The following is a 14,411-nucleotide window of genomic DNA, read 5'->3' on the forward strand; positions in this document are numbered from 1 at the left end:
TCATCCCCGAAAAGCGGGGCGCATCGTATTCGGAAACGAAAAAAGCCGGACTGCGCGTCCGGCTCTCAAATTCTTGCACGTGCGTGCTTCAATAATTAACGGCTACGGAAGACAATGCGGCCTTTGCTCAGGTCGTACGGGGTCAGCTCAACTGTCACTTTGTCGCCCGTCAGAATGCGGATGTAGTTTTTACGCATTTTACCGGAGATATGCGCAGTGACCACGTGACCGTTTTCCAGTTCTACGCGGAACATAGTATTAGGCAACGTTTCCAGAACGGTGCCCTGCATTTCAATATTGTCTTCTTTGGCCATCTAATCCTCGGGGGTATCACTACCATATTTTTTTGAACCGGCAAGATAATGCCGAAGTTCGTCTGTTAAGTAAAGATTTGTGCGATAAAACGCAGCAAAGCGGCTTTTGCGCATTACCCTCACGCCACACTCACGGCACGCAATATGCGCAACGTGTAAAGGGGAACGAAGAAGGAAATGAAGGACGTCCCTGATACAAGCTTTCCCGAATGGTGGCGGGGTAACAGGCAGAAGCTGCTCTGAGCGTCCATTATAACACCCTGATAAAAAATGTGCCGAAAACATTCATCAGGCGGGTAAAAACAGTTCCCTGGGCACCCAGAAATGGGAAGGGAGCTTTTGCAAACGGAGCTTTCTAAGCCATTCAAGGTACTCGCGCCGCGGAATTTCCACGGCGCCCAGCGAGGCGGTATGCGAGTTCAGCACCTGGCAATCAATCAATTGACCCCCATCGCGAGCGAAGGCATGGCTGAACACCATTAACGCGGTTTTGGATGCGTTAACGCGGCGGCTGAACATCGACTCGCCGCAAAACAATCTCCCCTGCGATACGCCGTACATGCCACCGACCAGTTCATCCTCCTCCCAGACTTCAATTGAATGGGCATGTCCTAACTCATGCAGTCGGTGATAAGCCAGCACCACATCCGGTGTGATCCAGGTTCCCTCATCACGATCCTCTGTGCAGCCGTCGATTACCCGCCCAAAGGCATGATTGATCGTAACGCGATAGGGGGACGATTTGTGAAAACGCTTCATACTACGGCTGACATGAAACTCTGTCGGCCACAGCACAGCACGTGGGTCTGGCGACCACCAGAGAATGGGATCGCCTGGCGAAAACCACGGGAAGATACCGCGTTGATACGCCATCAGGAGACGGGCAGGGCTAAGATCCCCACCCAGTGCCAACAAGCCATTTGGTTCACGCAACGCCGCTTCCGGCGAAGGGAACGCAAGGGTATGACGAGACAGCTGGACCAGGCGCATGACACAACGCTCCACAACGCAACAAGGAATACCCCATATATATCGTCACATCCGGCACAGCACTTTAGAATCACCCCTTAATGGGCGGCTGAAAATGACGACATCCATAGACTACAGACGTTGCTTAAACTGGTAGTATCGACCCTGTTTTGCCATTAACGCTGCGTGATTACCTTGCTCAATTATTTGTCCGTTGTCCATCACAATTATCTGATCAAAGCGACTCAGTCCACGCAGGCGATGTGTCACCATAAGCACGGTTTTTTTCTGCATCACTTCTTCAAGTAACTCAAGGATTTGGCTCTCCGTGGCAGCATCAAGCCCCTCGGTCGGCTCATCCAGCAGGACCAGCGGCGCATCGTGCAATAACGCTCGTGCGATAGCCAGACGGCGAAGCTCACCGCCGGACAGTTGACGACCGCCTTCACCCAGCCAGGCATTCAGGCCGCTGTCATCGAGTAATTTCTCAAGACCCGTGCGGGTAAGTACATCAGCCAGCGCCTCATCAGTTGCCTGCGGTGCGGCCAACAGCAGATTATCGCGCAGCGTTGCGCTGAACAGATGCACACGTTGCGGTACCATACTGATACTCGCACGTAGCGCCGTTTCCCCATATTGAGTCAGCGGCACTCCGTTGAGTAATACCTCGCCGTGCTGCGGGTCCCAGGCACGCGTTAACAGCTGGAGCAGCGTTGATTTACCACACCCTGTGCGCCCCAGCACAGCAACATGTTCGCCAGCGGCAATAGACAGGCTAATGCCATCCAGCGCCTTTTGCGGTTGCTCAGGATAGCTAAATGAGATGTCCTGCAGGTTGATATTGACCGTAGTGGGGGCCATCGCTGAGGTTTGCGGGAACTGCACTTCCGGCGGACAGTCGGTAATTTGCGTAATCCGTATCGCCGAGGCGATAACTTGTCCAAGGTGTTGGAATGCACCGGTAACCGGGGCCAGCGCTTCAAAAGCCGCTAAAGCACAGAACACGAAAAGGGCAATAAGCGCACCTGGCTGCGTGTTATCGCCCACGCCGCCTGCGGCGAACCACAGCATAGTCAGCACTGCAATCGCGCCAATCAGTAACATCACTGCCTGGGACGCGGCAGTCAGATCGGACTGGCGACGCTGGGCGTCATGCCAGCTTAGTTCCGTATTTTCCATCTGTTCGCGGTAGCGCTGGCTGGCGCCGAAAATCGTGAGTTCCGCCTGGCCCTGTAGCCAGGTGGTTAACTGCTGACGGTATTGTCCGCGAAGCTGCGTCAGATTTTCGCCGGTGGGTTTCCCGGCACGATAAAAGAGCGGCGGCAGGATAATCAGCGTAGCCAGCATAATTCCACCCAGCATCAGGGCCAGTGGGACATCCAGTACGCTTAGCCCGACGGTGACCACAACAATTACCACAAGAGCGCCAACAAGAGGTGAAATCACGCGCAGATACAAGTGGTCAAGCGTGTCGACATCAGCAACCACGCGATTGAGTAACTCCCCCTGGCGAAAACGTGACAGGCCGGCAGGAGAGAGCGGCAGCAGTTTGCTGAATGTAGTGACGCGCAGATGTTGCAGTACGCGGAAGGTTGCATCGTGGCTGACCAGCCGTTCAAAATAGCGCCCGGCGGTACGGGTAATCGCGGCACCGCGAACCCCCGCAGCCGGGAGCATGTAATTAAAGCTGTAGAGTCCGGCGGCGCCGACCACCGCGGAGGCAGATAAAAACCATCCGGACAATGTCAGCAGTCCGATACTGGCCAGCAGTGTCACAATCGCGAGGATCACACCCAGCAACAGCAGCCAGAAGTGGCGTTTATACAGAGCGAGATAGGGCAGAAGCGCGCGCATTTAAATGTCCTCCTGGCGATGGGCGAGGAGCGCGGCAAAGGCTCCCTGCGCTGTGGAGAGTTCCGCGAAAGTCCCCTGTTCGATGATTTTTCCGTCATCCATGACCCATATTGCGCTCCAGTCGGCCAGCCCTTCTAACTGATGTGTCACCATCAGCGTCGTCTGGTTCAGTGAGGCATCATTAAGCGCTTGCATCACGCGCTGTTCACTGTGCGCGTCAAGGCTGGCGGCGGGTTCATCGAGCAGCAATAGCTGGCATTGGTTAAGCAGGGCGCGGGCAACCGCAACGCGCTGGGCCTGGCCTACGGAAAGACGCGTTCCCTGATCGCCACAAGCTGTTTCCAGCCCTTGTGGTAAGAGCGGTAAAAATTCGCTCACCCAGGCTTTATCCAGCACGGCCTGCAATTCAGCGGCGCTGGCATCCGGGCGAGACAGGAGGATATTTTCCCGTAATGTGGTGGCCGGAAGCTGCGGGTTTTGCCCGACCCAACTGATAAGCTGACGCCAGCTCTCCGGGTCCAGGTCTCGTAACTCAATGCCATTTATCCGCAGGGAGCCCTCATACGGCAGGAACCCGGAAAGGGCATTCACCAGCGAACTCTTACCGGAGCCGCTTTTCCCCACCAGCACCACGCGCTGACCGGCTGGCAGCGTAAAGTTCAGTGGCCCGGCAAGGACGCTGCCTTCTGGCGATTTGAGAACCAGATCTTCCGCTGTGATGCTCACCGCCTCATCTGCTTTCAGCGTGATATCGCCACGCTGCGGATGGGCAAGTGGCGCTTCCATAAAGGTTTTCAGGCTGTCGGCGGCACCAATAGCCTGGGCTTTCGCGTGATAGAACGTCCCCAGATCGCGCAGCGGCTGGAAGAACTCCGGAGCCAGAATCAGGGCCAGGAAACCGGCAAACAGCGTTACGCCCGTGCCGTAATGGCCAAAATTGAGTTCGCCCAGGTAAGAGAAGCCAAAATAGACGGCCACCAGAGCGATGGACAACGAGGTGAAAAACTCCAGCACGCCGGAGGAGAGAAACGCCATACGCAGGACTTCCATCGTACGGCTGCGAAAATCCTCTGAGGCCTGACGAATATTTTCTGTCTCAGCTGCGCCACGATCGAAGATACGCAGCGTCTCCATGCCGCGTAAGCGGTCAAGGAAATGGCCGCTCAGGCGCGCCAGTGCTTTGAAGTTGCGTCGGTTCGCATCGGCTGCGCCCATCCCCACCATCGCCATAAAGATCGGAATGAGCGGCGCGGTTGCCAGCAGAATCAAGGCTGCGGCCCAGTTAATTGGAAAGAGGGTAATGACAATCAGCAACGGTACACTGGCTGCCAGTGCCATCTGAGGCAGATAACGTGCATAAAAATCATGCATATCGTCGATTTGCTCGAGGATAAGCGTAGCCCAACTGCCTGCGGGCTTACCCTGAATCCACGCTGGACCAGCTTGCTGTAACCTGTCGAGCACCTGACGGCGTATTTCGAAACGGATGTGGACGCCGGCATGAAAACCGACGCGCTCACGCAACCAGACGACCCAACTGCGTAAAACAAAAATCAGCACCAACAAGGCAAAAGGCAGCAGCAATGCTTCGCGCGGGATATTTTCCATAATCATATGATTCAGGATTTTGGCGAGTATCCAGGCCTGAGCAACGATAAGAACGCCACTCACCACGCCCAGCAGGCGAGACATCATAAGCCAGCGACGGGAAATGACACTTTGCTGTTTTAACCAGCGGGTTAACTCTTGTTGACGGGTTTTATTCATTGCGCGCTTTGCAGGTGAAGTTATCGGAAATTTTGAGCTTCGCAATGTTACATCGGCGCAAAAATAAAGGCGACTTATAGTCGCCTTATTTACCTTTGTTACTGAGTTGTAACGTTTATTTACTTTGTGCTAACCCATCAAGGTAACGTTCTGCATCCAGTGCCGCCATACAGCCGGTACCGGCCGAGGTGATCGCCTGACGATAGATATGATCCATCACATCACCCGCGGCGAAAACGCCTGGAATACTGGTCTGGGTGGCATTGCCATGAATACCTGACTGTACTTTGATGTAGCCATTTTCCAGTTCAAGTTGACCATCAAAAATGGCGGTGTTCGGGCTGTGTCCAATAGCGACAAACAGGCCGGCGACATCCAGTGATTCAATATTATCCGCATTTTCGGTATCGCGAATGCGCAGACCGCTAACGCCCATCTGATCGCCCGTCACCTCTTCCAGGGTGCGGTTGGTGTGCAGCACGATATTGCCACTGGCCACTTTATCCATCAGACGTTTAATCAGGATTTTCTCCGCGCGGAAAGAATCACGACGGTGAATCAGGTGTACCTCAGAGGCGATGTTTGCCAGGTACAGCGCTTCTTCAACGGCAGTATTACCCCCACCGATGACCGCGACTTTCTGATTGCGATAGAAGAAACCATCGCAGGTGGCGCAGGCAGAAACACCGCGGCCTTTAAATGCTTCCTCAGATGGCAGACCCAAATAACGCGCGGAGGCGCCGGTGGCGATAATCAACGCATCACAGGTATATTCGCCGCTATCACCGATAAGACGGAACGGACGGTTTTGCAGATCAACCTTATTGATATGATCGAACAAAATTTCGGTATCAAATTTTGCGGCATGTTCATGCATGCGCTCCATCAGGAGCGGCCCGGTCAGATCGTGCGGGTCGCCTGGCCAGTTTTCCACCTCAGTGGTCGTGGTGAGCTGACCGCCTTTCTCCATACCGGTAATTAACACCGGTTCCAGGTTTGCACGTGCAGCATAGACCGCAGCGGTGTATCCCGCAGGCCCTGAACCAAGGATAAGCAGCTTACTGTGTTTGGCCGTACCCATGAGATCCTCATTATTGTTTGGCAGACATTGGGCTGGATTGTAGGGAATTTACAGGCGTAAAAAAAGGGCACAGCGGTTTTGTTAACGATATGTGTAATAGATGGCACTAATCATTTAACGCTGAGTGAGATCCTAAATATAACTATTTCTACTGAAAAACGGGCCGTTATAAGGTGATTAAATGAGTATTGCCTAAGGGTGATGATGAATATCTGGCATGTTGTACTAAAAAAAGATGTTTTGCTTTGACAATCCCCTGCGCATTTGCGAAAACATCAAAGGAAGAAAAAAAGCAGTGTTTCGCGCGTGATGCAAATTCATGCATGTAAATACCATTTTTACCGGGCTAGCGAAATCTACGCATGGCGTGGACAGACGCCATTCGTGATGTCGATAGCTGCCGTATGGCAACGGACTTCTTAATGCAGACCCTGGGATTACATGTGGCGTTATCGTTATTAACCCGCACGTAAAGCGACGGGCAAAGACCCTGAACAGTGAAGTGCACAGGGTCAAGACAGGAGTAGGGAAGGAATACAGAGAGACAATAATAATGGTAGATAGCAAGAAGCGCCCTGGCAAAGATCTCGACCGCATTGATCGTAATATTCTGAACGAATTGCAAAAAGATGGGCGTATTTCCAACGTCGAGCTTTCTAAACGAGTGGGACTTTCTCCTACGCCGTGCCTTGAGCGCGTGCGCAGGCTGGAAAGACAGGGCTTCATTCAGGGCTATACAGCGCTGCTGAACCCGCATTATCTGGATGCATCACTTCTGGTATTTGTTGAGATTACTCTGAATCGTGGCGCCCCGGATGTGTTTGAGCAATTTAACGCCGCAGTACAAAAACTTGAAGAAATTCAAGAGTGTCATTTGGTGTCCGGTGATTTCGACTACCTGTTGAAAACACGTGTGCCGGATATGTCTGCTTATCGCAAACTGCTAGGGGAAACCCTGCTGCGACTGCCGGGCGTGAATGACACCCGTACTTATGTGGTGATGGAAGAAGTCAAACAGAGCAACCGTCTGGTTATCAAGACGCGCTAATACGGAACAGGTGCAAAATCAGCTTTTTTTGATTACACTCCTGTTAATCCATACAGCAACAGTGCCGGGGTTACCCGGCGCTGTTGTCCGTTTTAGCTGGAGAGCCTTACTTGAGCCAGGAATACACAGAAGACAAAGAAGTCACACTAACCAAGCTAAGCAGCGGGCGTCGACTCCTTGAGGCGTTGCTGATCCTTGTTTCTCTGTTTGCCGTCTGGTTAATGGCGGCCCTCATTAGTTTTAATCCTTCGGATCCCAGTTGGTCGCAAACCGCGTGGCATGAACCCATACATAATCTGGGTGGCGCACCGGGAGCGTGGCTCGCGGATACGTTATTCTTCATTTTCGGTGTAATGGCTTACACCCTGCCGGTGATTATCATCGGGGGTTGCTGGTTTGCTTATCGACATCGTGCCAATGAAGACTTTATCGATTATTTCGCCGTTTCATTACGTCTTATTGGCGCGCTGGCGCTGATCCTGACCTCTTGCGGTCTGGCGGCTATCAACGCTGATGATATCTGGTATTTCGCCTCTGGCGGCGTCATCGGTAGTTTGCTGAGCACAACGTTGCAACCATTGCTGCATAGCAGCGGGGGCACCATCGCCTTATTGTGTGTCTGGGCAGCCGGGCTCACGCTGTTTACCGGCTGGTCCTGGGTGACCATTGCTGAAAAACTCGGTGGCATTATTCTCGGTATTCTCACCTTCGCCAGTAATCGCACGCGCCGTGACGATACCTGGGTTGATGAAGAGGAATATGAAGAAGAAGAGGAGTACGACGACGAGCCCGCAGCCCCGCGCGAATCGCGTCGTGCCCGTATTCTGCGTGGAGCACTGGCGCGCCGTAAACGCGTCGCGGAGAAATTCGCCAACCCACTTGGCCGTAAAACCGACGCAGCATTGTTCTCCGGAAAACGGATGGATGATGATGAAGAGGAGATTGACTACAGTGCCCGCGGTGTCGCAGCAGATGCTGATGATGTCCTGTTTTCAGGCAATAGAGCCACACAACCGGATATCGACGCTTACGATCCGCTGTTAAGCGGGCAACGCGCAACCGAACCTGTTTCAGCCGCCGCTGCAGCCATGACAGCGGCACAGGCGTATGCTGCGCCAGCCAGCCCGGTGGTCCAGCCTCCGCTGGAAACGCCGCCGTGGCAGCCAGCTTCTGGCAACTATCCGGCGCAATATGAGCCAGAGCCCGAGCAGGTTCCGCTTTCGCATTACGCCGCGCCCGCACAGAATAATGAGTGGCAGCCGGAAGCGCCGCCTGTCGCACCACAGCCGCAAGCATATCAGGCGTGGCAAGAGCCTCAATACGAAGAGCCCGCGCCAGCGCCAGAGATTGAGCCGGAAGTGGTAGAAGAGGTGAAGCAGACGCGCCCGCCACTTTACTATTTTGAAGAGGTTGAAGCCCAGCGAGCACGTGAGCGTGAACAGCTTGCCGCCTGGTATCAGCCCATCCCGGAACCGATACAAGAACCGACGCGTCCGGTCGCGCCAGCGATGCCTTCTGTTCCTGCTGCGCCGACAACGCCTGTTGAATCCAGCGTTGCGCCGACAGTCGCGCCTGTTGTTGCAGGTGCAAAAGATGTCGCTGCGACAGCGGCTACTGCGCCGGTGTTTAGTCTTGCCGATGGTGGTGCTGTTCGTCCGCAGGTGAAAGAGGGCATTGGACCACAACTGCCGCGCCCGAACCGTGTCCGCGTGCCCACACGTCGTGAACTGGCTTCCTATGGCATCAAACTGCCATCGCAGCGCATGGCAGAAGAGCGTGCGCGTGAAGCCGGGCGCCAACAAAATGGTGCTCTGGATGATGACGATGCCGACATGCTGCAACAACATGAGTTGGCGCAACAGTTCGCGACCAGTCAGCAGAACCGCTATGGCGAGGAGTATCAGCACGATACGACAGCACCCATTCTTGATGACGATGAGGCCGAAGAGGCTGAACTGGCGCGTCAGTTTGCCGCCACCCAGCAGCAGCGCTATTCCGGTGAACAGCCGACAGGGGCTCATGTCTTTTCAGCTGATGACTTTGCATTCTCGCCGTTTAAAGCGCTGGTGGATGATGGCCCTGGCGAGCCATTATTTACGCCCGGCGTGATGCCAGAAGCTGAACAGCCAACGCAGCAGCCTGCTGTAAATTATTCTGCTCAGCCTTCCGCGCCTGTCCATACGCAACCTGCAGCGGCCAGACCACAATCACCTGCGTCTCAGGAAAGCCTGATTCATCCGCTGTTGATGCGTAACGGCGATAGCCGCCCGTTGCCGAAACCGACGACACTGCTGCCTTCGCTGGATTTGCTGACGCCACCGCCAGCTGAGGTTGAACCGGTTGATACTTTCGCGCTGGAGCAAATGGCCCGTCTGGTGGAGGCGCGCCTGGCCGATTTCCGTATTAAAGCTGACGTGGTGAACTACTCTCCGGGTCCGGTGATTACACGTTTTGAACTGAACCTGGCGCCGGGCGTGAAAGCGGCACGAATTTCTAACCTGTCGCGTGACCTGGCGCGTTCCCTGTCGACCGCGGCGGTTCGTGTTGTAGAAGTGATTCCAGGCAAACCTTACGTTGGTCTGGAGTTACCGAACAAAAAGCGTCAGACCGTCTATCTGCGCGAAGTGCTGGACTGCGCGAAATTCCGCGAAAGCCCGTCGCCTTTGACCGTCGTGTTGGGCAACGATATCGGTGGCGAGCCGGTGATTGCTGATTTGGCCAAAATGCCCCATCTGTTAGTTGCAGGGACCACGGGTTCTGGTAAATCCGTTGGGGTTAACGCCATGATCCTCAGCATGCTCTACAAAGCGCAGCCGGAAGACGTGAAATTCATCATGATCGACCCAAAAATGCTGGAACTTTCCGTGTACGAAGGTATCCCGCATTTGCTGACTGAGGTGGTCACCGACATGAAAGACGCTGCCAACGCATTGCGCTGGAGCGTTAATGAGATGGAACGTCGGTACAAACTGATGTCGGCGCTTGGCGTGCGTAATCTCGCGGGTTATAACGACAAAATCGCCGAAGCGGCGAAAATGGGCCGTCCAATCCCGGATCCATACTGGAAACCGGGTGACAGCATGGCGATTGAGCATCCGGTGCTGGAAAAACTGCCGTACATCGTCGTGCTGGTCGATGAATTTGCCGACCTGATGATGACGGTGGGTAAAAAGGTGGAAGAGCTGATTGCTCGCCTGGCGCAGAAAGCGCGTGCTGCGGGTATTCACCTGGTGCTGGCTACGCAGCGTCCTTCTGTTGACGTTATCACCGGTCTGATTAAAGCCAACATCCCGACCCGTATTGCTTTTACCGTGTCGAGCAAAATCGACTCCCGTACCATCCTTGACCAGGGCGGTGCAGAATCGCTGCTGGGAATGGGGGATATGCTTTACTCAGGGCCAAACTCGACCATGCCGGTACGTGTCCATGGTGCGTTTGTGCGTGACCAGGAAGTGCATGCCGTGGTGCAGGACTGGAAAGCGCGCGGCCGTCCGCAATACGTTGATGGTATTACCTCTGATAGCGAAAGCGAAGGGGGCGGCGGCGGTGGTTTTGACGGTGGTGAAGAGCTGGATCCGTTATTCGACCAGGCGGTAAATTTCGTCACCGAAAAACGCAAGGCTTCTATCTCTGGCGTACAGCGTCAGTTCCGTATCGGTTATAACCGTGCGGCGCGTATCATTGAGCAAATGGAAGCGCAGGGCATCGTCAGCGAGCAGGGGCACAATGGCAATCGTGAGGTGTTAGCGCCTCCGCCGTTCGAGTGATTGCAAAGATCGGTAAAGCCGTAAAAATTCAGTCTTTTCTTCTGTCACTTGTGGCAATGAGCTTTTAGAGTGACAGAAGTGTTCTCCCTTACCGGGAGCGACGTTTTTGAGGAAAAACAATGAAAAAAATCGCGATAACCTGTGCGTTACTTGGCAGCTTTATGGTGAGCAGCGTGTGGGCGGATGCTTCCAGCGATCTGAAAAGCCGTCTCGACAAAGTGAACAGTTTTCATGCGAGCTTCACCCAAAAAGTGACGGACGGAAGCGGTGCGGCGGTACAGGAAGGTCAGGGCGATTTGTGGGTCAAGCGTCCAAATCTGTTCAACTGGCACATGACGCAACCCGATGAGAGCGTCCTTGTTTCCGATGGGAAAACATTGTGGTTCTACAACCCCTTTGTTGAGCAGGCTACGGCAACCTGGCTGAAAGATGCTACCAGCAACACACCGTTTATGCTGATTGCGCGTAACCAGAGTAGCGACTGGCAGCAGTACAATATTCAGCAGAACGGCGATGATTTTGTCCTGACACCAAAAAGCAGCAATGGCAACCTCAAGCAGTTCACGATCAACGTTGGCAGTGATGGCACTATTCACCAGTTCAGCGCGATTGAGCAGGATGACCAGAAAAGTAACTACCAGCTAAAAGCCCAGCAAAATGGCACGGTAGATGCTGCTAAGTTTACCTTTACTCCGCCAAAAGGCGTAACGGTCGACGATCAACGTAAGTAAGAGGCATGCGTGAGCAATCTGTCGCTCGATTTTTCCGATAATGCGTTTCAACCTCTGGCCGCGCGTATGCGGCCAGAAAATTTGGCGCAATATATAGGTCAGCAACATCTGCTGGCTCCGGGTAAACCCCTGCCTCGGGCGATTGAAGCCGGTCATCTGCATTCGATGATTTTGTGGGGACCGCCCGGAACGGGAAAAACGACGCTGGCAGAGGTGATTGCCCGCTATGCCAGTGCCGATGTTGAACGCATTTCTGCGGTCACATCGGGCGTGAAAGAGATTCGTGAAGCTATTGAGCGAGCCCGGCAAAATCGCAATGCGGGGCGTCGCACGATCCTGTTTGTTGATGAAGTCCATCGCTTTAACAAAAGCCAGCAGGATGCCTTTTTACCCCATATTGAAGACGGTACGATCACTTTCATTGGCGCTACCACCGAAAATCCCTCATTTGAACTCAATTCCGCTTTGCTCTCTCGTGCGCGCGTCTATCTGCTGAAATCTCTGACGACAGCGGATATTGAACAGGTATTAACGCAAGCGATGGAAGATAAGGCGCGGGGCTATGGCGGTCAGGATATTTCTCTGCCGGATGAGACCCGTCGCGCGATTGCTGAGCTGGTCAACGGCGATGCGCGCCGGGCGCTTAATACGCTGGAAATGATGGCCGACATGGCTGAGTTGGATGACTCCGGTAAGCGCGTCCTGCAACCCTCGCTTCTGACGGAGATTGCCGGTGAGCGCAGTGCGCGTTTTGATAACAAAGGCGACCGTTTCTACGATTTGATCTCAGCGCTGCATAAGTCGGTGCGCGGTAGTGCGCCAGATGCGGCGTTGTACTGGTATGCACGTATTATCAGCGCCGGGGGCGATCCCTTGTACGTGGCGCGCCGCTGTCTGGCGATTGCGTCTGAGGATGTTGGTAACGCCGATCCGCGCGCGATGCAGGTGGCTATTTCGGCCTGGGATTGTTTCACCCGCGTTGGGCCTGCGGAGGGTGAACGGGCCATTGCGCAGGCAATTGTTTATCTGGCCTGTGCCCCGAAAAGTAATGCGGTTTATACCGCCTTCAAAGCCGCGCTGGCTGATGCGCGCCAACGTCCGGATTACGACGTTCCCGTCCATTTACGTAATGCGCCAACCAAACTGATGAAAGAGATGGGTTATGGTCAGGAGTATCGCTATGCTCATGACGAACCCAATGCCTATGCGGCTGGCGAGTCTTATTTCCCCGAAGAGTTAGCACAAACACGCTATTATCATCCGACAAACAGAGGCCTTGAAGGCAAGATTGGCGAAAAGCTCGCCTGGCTCGCTGAACAGGATCATAAAAGCCCCACAAAACGCTATCGCTGAGAGTGGCGTTGCGGTAATGTTGTCGGTGTATCTCTGTGGCCGCAGGCTGCGGTCACTTTCTCATTTTTTCAATTCGATAAGCACAGGATAAGCATGCTCGATCCCAATCTGCTGCGTACCGAGCCAGACGCAGTCGCAGAAAAACTGGCACGCCGGGGCTTTAAGCTGGATGTAGATAAATTGCGCGCTCTTGAAGAACGTCGCAAAGTTTTGCAGGTAAACACCGAAAACCTGCAGGCAGAGCGTAACTCGCGATCGAAATCCATCGGCCAGGCGAAAGCGCGCGGGGAAGACATTGAGCCATTACGCCTGGAAGTGAACAAACTGGGTGAACAACTGGACGCGGCGAAAGCCGAGCTGGAAACGCTGCTGGCGGAAATCCGTGATATCGCGCTGGCAATCCCCAACATTCCGGATGGCAGCGTTCCGGTTGGTAAAGATGAAAACGACAACGTTGAAGTGAAACGCTGGGGTACGCCGCGTCAATTCGACTTTGAAATTCGTGACCATGTCTCGCTCGGCGAAATGCACGCGGGGCTGGATTTTGCTGCTGCGGTTAAACTGACCGGCTCCCGTTTTGTGGTGATGAAAGGTCAAATCGCTCACCTGCATCGTGCACTGGCGCAGTTTATGCTCGACCTGCATACCGAGCAGCACGGCTATAGCGAGACCTATGTTCCATATCTGGTTAACCAGGATACGCTGTACGGTACGGGGCAATTGCCGAAGTTTGCGGGCGATCTGTTCCACACGCGTCCGCTGGAGGAAGAAGCTGACAGCAGTAACTATGCGCTGATTCCGACCGCAGAAGTGCCGCTGACTAACCTTGTTCGCGATGAAATCATCGACGAAGACGACTTGCCGATTAAGCTGACGGCGCATTCACCATGCTTCCGTTCAGAAGCCGGTTCTTATGGTCGTGATACGCGCGGTCTGATCCGTATGCACCAGTTCGACAAAGTCGAGATGGTACAGATTGTTCGTCCGGAAGACTCTATGGCCGCACTCGAAGAGATGACCGGTCACGCGGAAAAAGTGCTGGAGCTGCTCGGCCTGCCGTACCGTCGTGTTGCACTCTGCACGGGTGACATGGGTTTTGGTGCCTGCAAAACATTCGACCTGGAAGTGTGGGTGCCGGCGCAAAATACCTATCGTGAAATCTCCTCCTGCTCCAACGTCTGGGACTTCCAGGCGCGCCGTATGCAGGCTCGTTGCCGTAGCAAATCCGATAAAAAAACACGCCTGGTACATACCCTGAACGGGTCCGGTCTGGCGGTCGGTCGTACGCTGGTTGCGGTGCTGGAAAACTATCAGCAAGCCGACGGGCGGATTGAGATCCCGGAAGTCCTGCGTCCTTATATGCGTGGGCTTGAGTATATCGGCTAGCACTCCCGTCTTATAAAAAGCGCCTGCGGGCGCTTTTTTTTTGCCCACCTTGATTCCCGATAATAACCTCACTTTTAATGAGGTTAAGATTCATTTTGCCGAATCAGAACAAATCACTAAAAAGTTGAGATTTCGTTATAT

General features: G+C 54.1%; 10 protein-coding genes and 1 pseudogene. 5 read left to right on the top strand and 6 right to left on the bottom strand.

Annotated elements, in window-relative coordinates:
• Window positions 1-95: 95 nt before the first annotated feature.
• The 6 genes and pseudogenes from infA to trxB form a co-directional block, all read right to left on the bottom strand.
• Window positions 96-314 (bottom strand): translation initiation factor IF-1, encoded by a 219-nt coding sequence (infA, locus tag IP582_RS08105; RefSeq protein WP_001040187.1) that lies wholly within the window; start codon window positions 312-314, stop codon window positions 96-98.
• Window positions 242-411 (bottom strand): annotated as a pseudogene (locus IP582_RS25290) (hypothetical protein); the annotation flags it as partial. The pseudogene IP582_RS25290 and the gene infA, both read right to left, overlap by 73 nt.
• Window positions 412-602: 191 nt before the next feature.
• Window positions 603-1,304: a leucyl/phenylalanyl-tRNA--protein transferase gene (aat, locus tag IP582_RS08110; RefSeq protein WP_193795601.1), complete on the bottom strand. Its 702-nt coding sequence runs from the start codon at window positions 1,302-1,304 to the stop codon at window positions 603-605.
• 111 nt (window positions 1,305-1,415) lie between these two features.
• Complete coding sequence (cydC, locus tag IP582_RS08115) at window positions 1,416-3,137, bottom strand: cysteine/glutathione ABC transporter ATP-binding protein/permease CydC (RefSeq protein WP_193795602.1); 1,722 nt, start codon at window positions 3,135-3,137, stop codon at window positions 1,416-1,418.
• Window positions 3,138-4,904: a cysteine/glutathione ABC transporter permease/ATP-binding protein CydD gene (gene cydD, locus IP582_RS08120; protein ID WP_193795603.1), complete on the bottom strand. Its 1,767-nt coding sequence runs from the start codon at window positions 4,902-4,904 to the stop codon at window positions 3,138-3,140. It lies immediately after the preceding gene.
• 115 nt (window positions 4,905-5,019) lie between these two features.
• Complete coding sequence (gene trxB / locus IP582_RS08125; RefSeq protein ID WP_039078531.1) at window positions 5,020-5,985, bottom strand: thioredoxin-disulfide reductase; 966 nt, start codon at window positions 5,983-5,985, stop codon at window positions 5,020-5,022.
• Between the two features lie 553 nt (window positions 5,986-6,538).
• Here trxB and lrp point away from each other — a divergent pair.
• The 5 genes from lrp to serS all read left to right on the top strand — a co-directional run bounded on the left by lrp (window position 6,539) and on the right by serS (window position 14,270).
• Window positions 6,539-7,033, top strand: coding sequence for a leucine-responsive transcriptional regulator Lrp (gene lrp / locus IP582_RS08130; protein ID WP_000228469.1), 495 nt, complete (start codon window positions 6,539-6,541; stop codon window positions 7,031-7,033).
• A 110-nt stretch (window positions 7,034-7,143) separates the two neighbouring features.
• Window positions 7,144-10,800 carry a DNA translocase FtsK 4TM domain-containing protein gene (locus IP582_RS08135; RefSeq protein WP_193795604.1) on the top strand — a complete coding sequence of 1,219 codons (3,657 nt, stop codon included), beginning with the start codon at window positions 7,144-7,146 and terminating at the stop codon, window positions 10,798-10,800.
• Window positions 10,801-10,919: 119 nt separating this feature from the next.
• Window positions 10,920-11,531, top strand: coding sequence for an outer membrane lipoprotein chaperone LolA (gene lolA / locus IP582_RS08140; protein ID WP_071196086.1), 612 nt, complete (start codon window positions 10,920-10,922; stop codon window positions 11,529-11,531).
• 9 nt (window positions 11,532-11,540) lie between these two features.
• Complete coding sequence (rarA, locus tag IP582_RS08145; RefSeq protein ID WP_193795605.1) at window positions 11,541-12,884, top strand: replication-associated recombination protein RarA; 1,344 nt, start codon at window positions 11,541-11,543, stop codon at window positions 12,882-12,884.
• Between the two features lie 93 nt (window positions 12,885-12,977).
• On the top strand, window positions 12,978-14,270 hold the full coding sequence (gene serS / locus IP582_RS08150; RefSeq protein WP_193795606.1) for a serine--tRNA ligase: 1,293 nt from the start codon (window positions 12,978-12,980) through the stop codon (window positions 14,268-14,270).
• Window positions 14,271-14,411 lie beyond the last annotated feature (141 nt).

The sequence above is a fragment of the Citrobacter sp. BDA59-3 genome (genome assembly GCF_015167655.1).
Classification (GTDB): Bacteria; Pseudomonadota; Gammaproteobacteria; order Enterobacterales; family Enterobacteriaceae; genus Phytobacter; species Phytobacter diazotrophicus.

Bases quoted from the DNA above. Each gene is read 5' to 3' on its own strand.
- cydD (WP_193795603.1), bottom strand. From the start codon at position 4,904: ATGAATAAAACCCGTCAACAAGAGTTAACCCGCTGGTTAAAACAGCAA.
- serS (WP_193795606.1), top strand. From the start codon at position 12,978: ATGCTCGATCCCAATCTGCTGCGTACCGAGCCAGACGCAGTCGCAGAA.
- lrp (WP_000228469.1), top strand. From the start codon at position 6,539: ATGGTAGATAGCAAGAAGCGCCCTGGCAAAGATCTCGACCGCATTGAT.
- trxB (WP_039078531.1), bottom strand. From the start codon at position 5,985: ATGGGTACGGCCAAACACAGTAAGCTGCTTATCCTTGGTTCAGGGCCT.
- lolA (WP_071196086.1), top strand. From the start codon at position 10,920: ATGAAAAAAATCGCGATAACCTGTGCGTTACTTGGCAGCTTTATGGTG.
- infA (WP_001040187.1), bottom strand. From the start codon at position 314: ATGGCCAAAGAAGACAATATTGAAATGCAGGGCACCGTTCTGGAAACG.
- cydC (WP_193795602.1), bottom strand. From the start codon at position 3,137: ATGCGCGCGCTTCTGCCCTATCTCGCTCTGTATAAACGCCACTTCTGG.
- aat (WP_193795601.1), bottom strand. From the start codon at position 1,304: ATGCGCCTGGTCCAGCTGTCTCGTCATACCCTTGCGTTCCCTTCGCCG.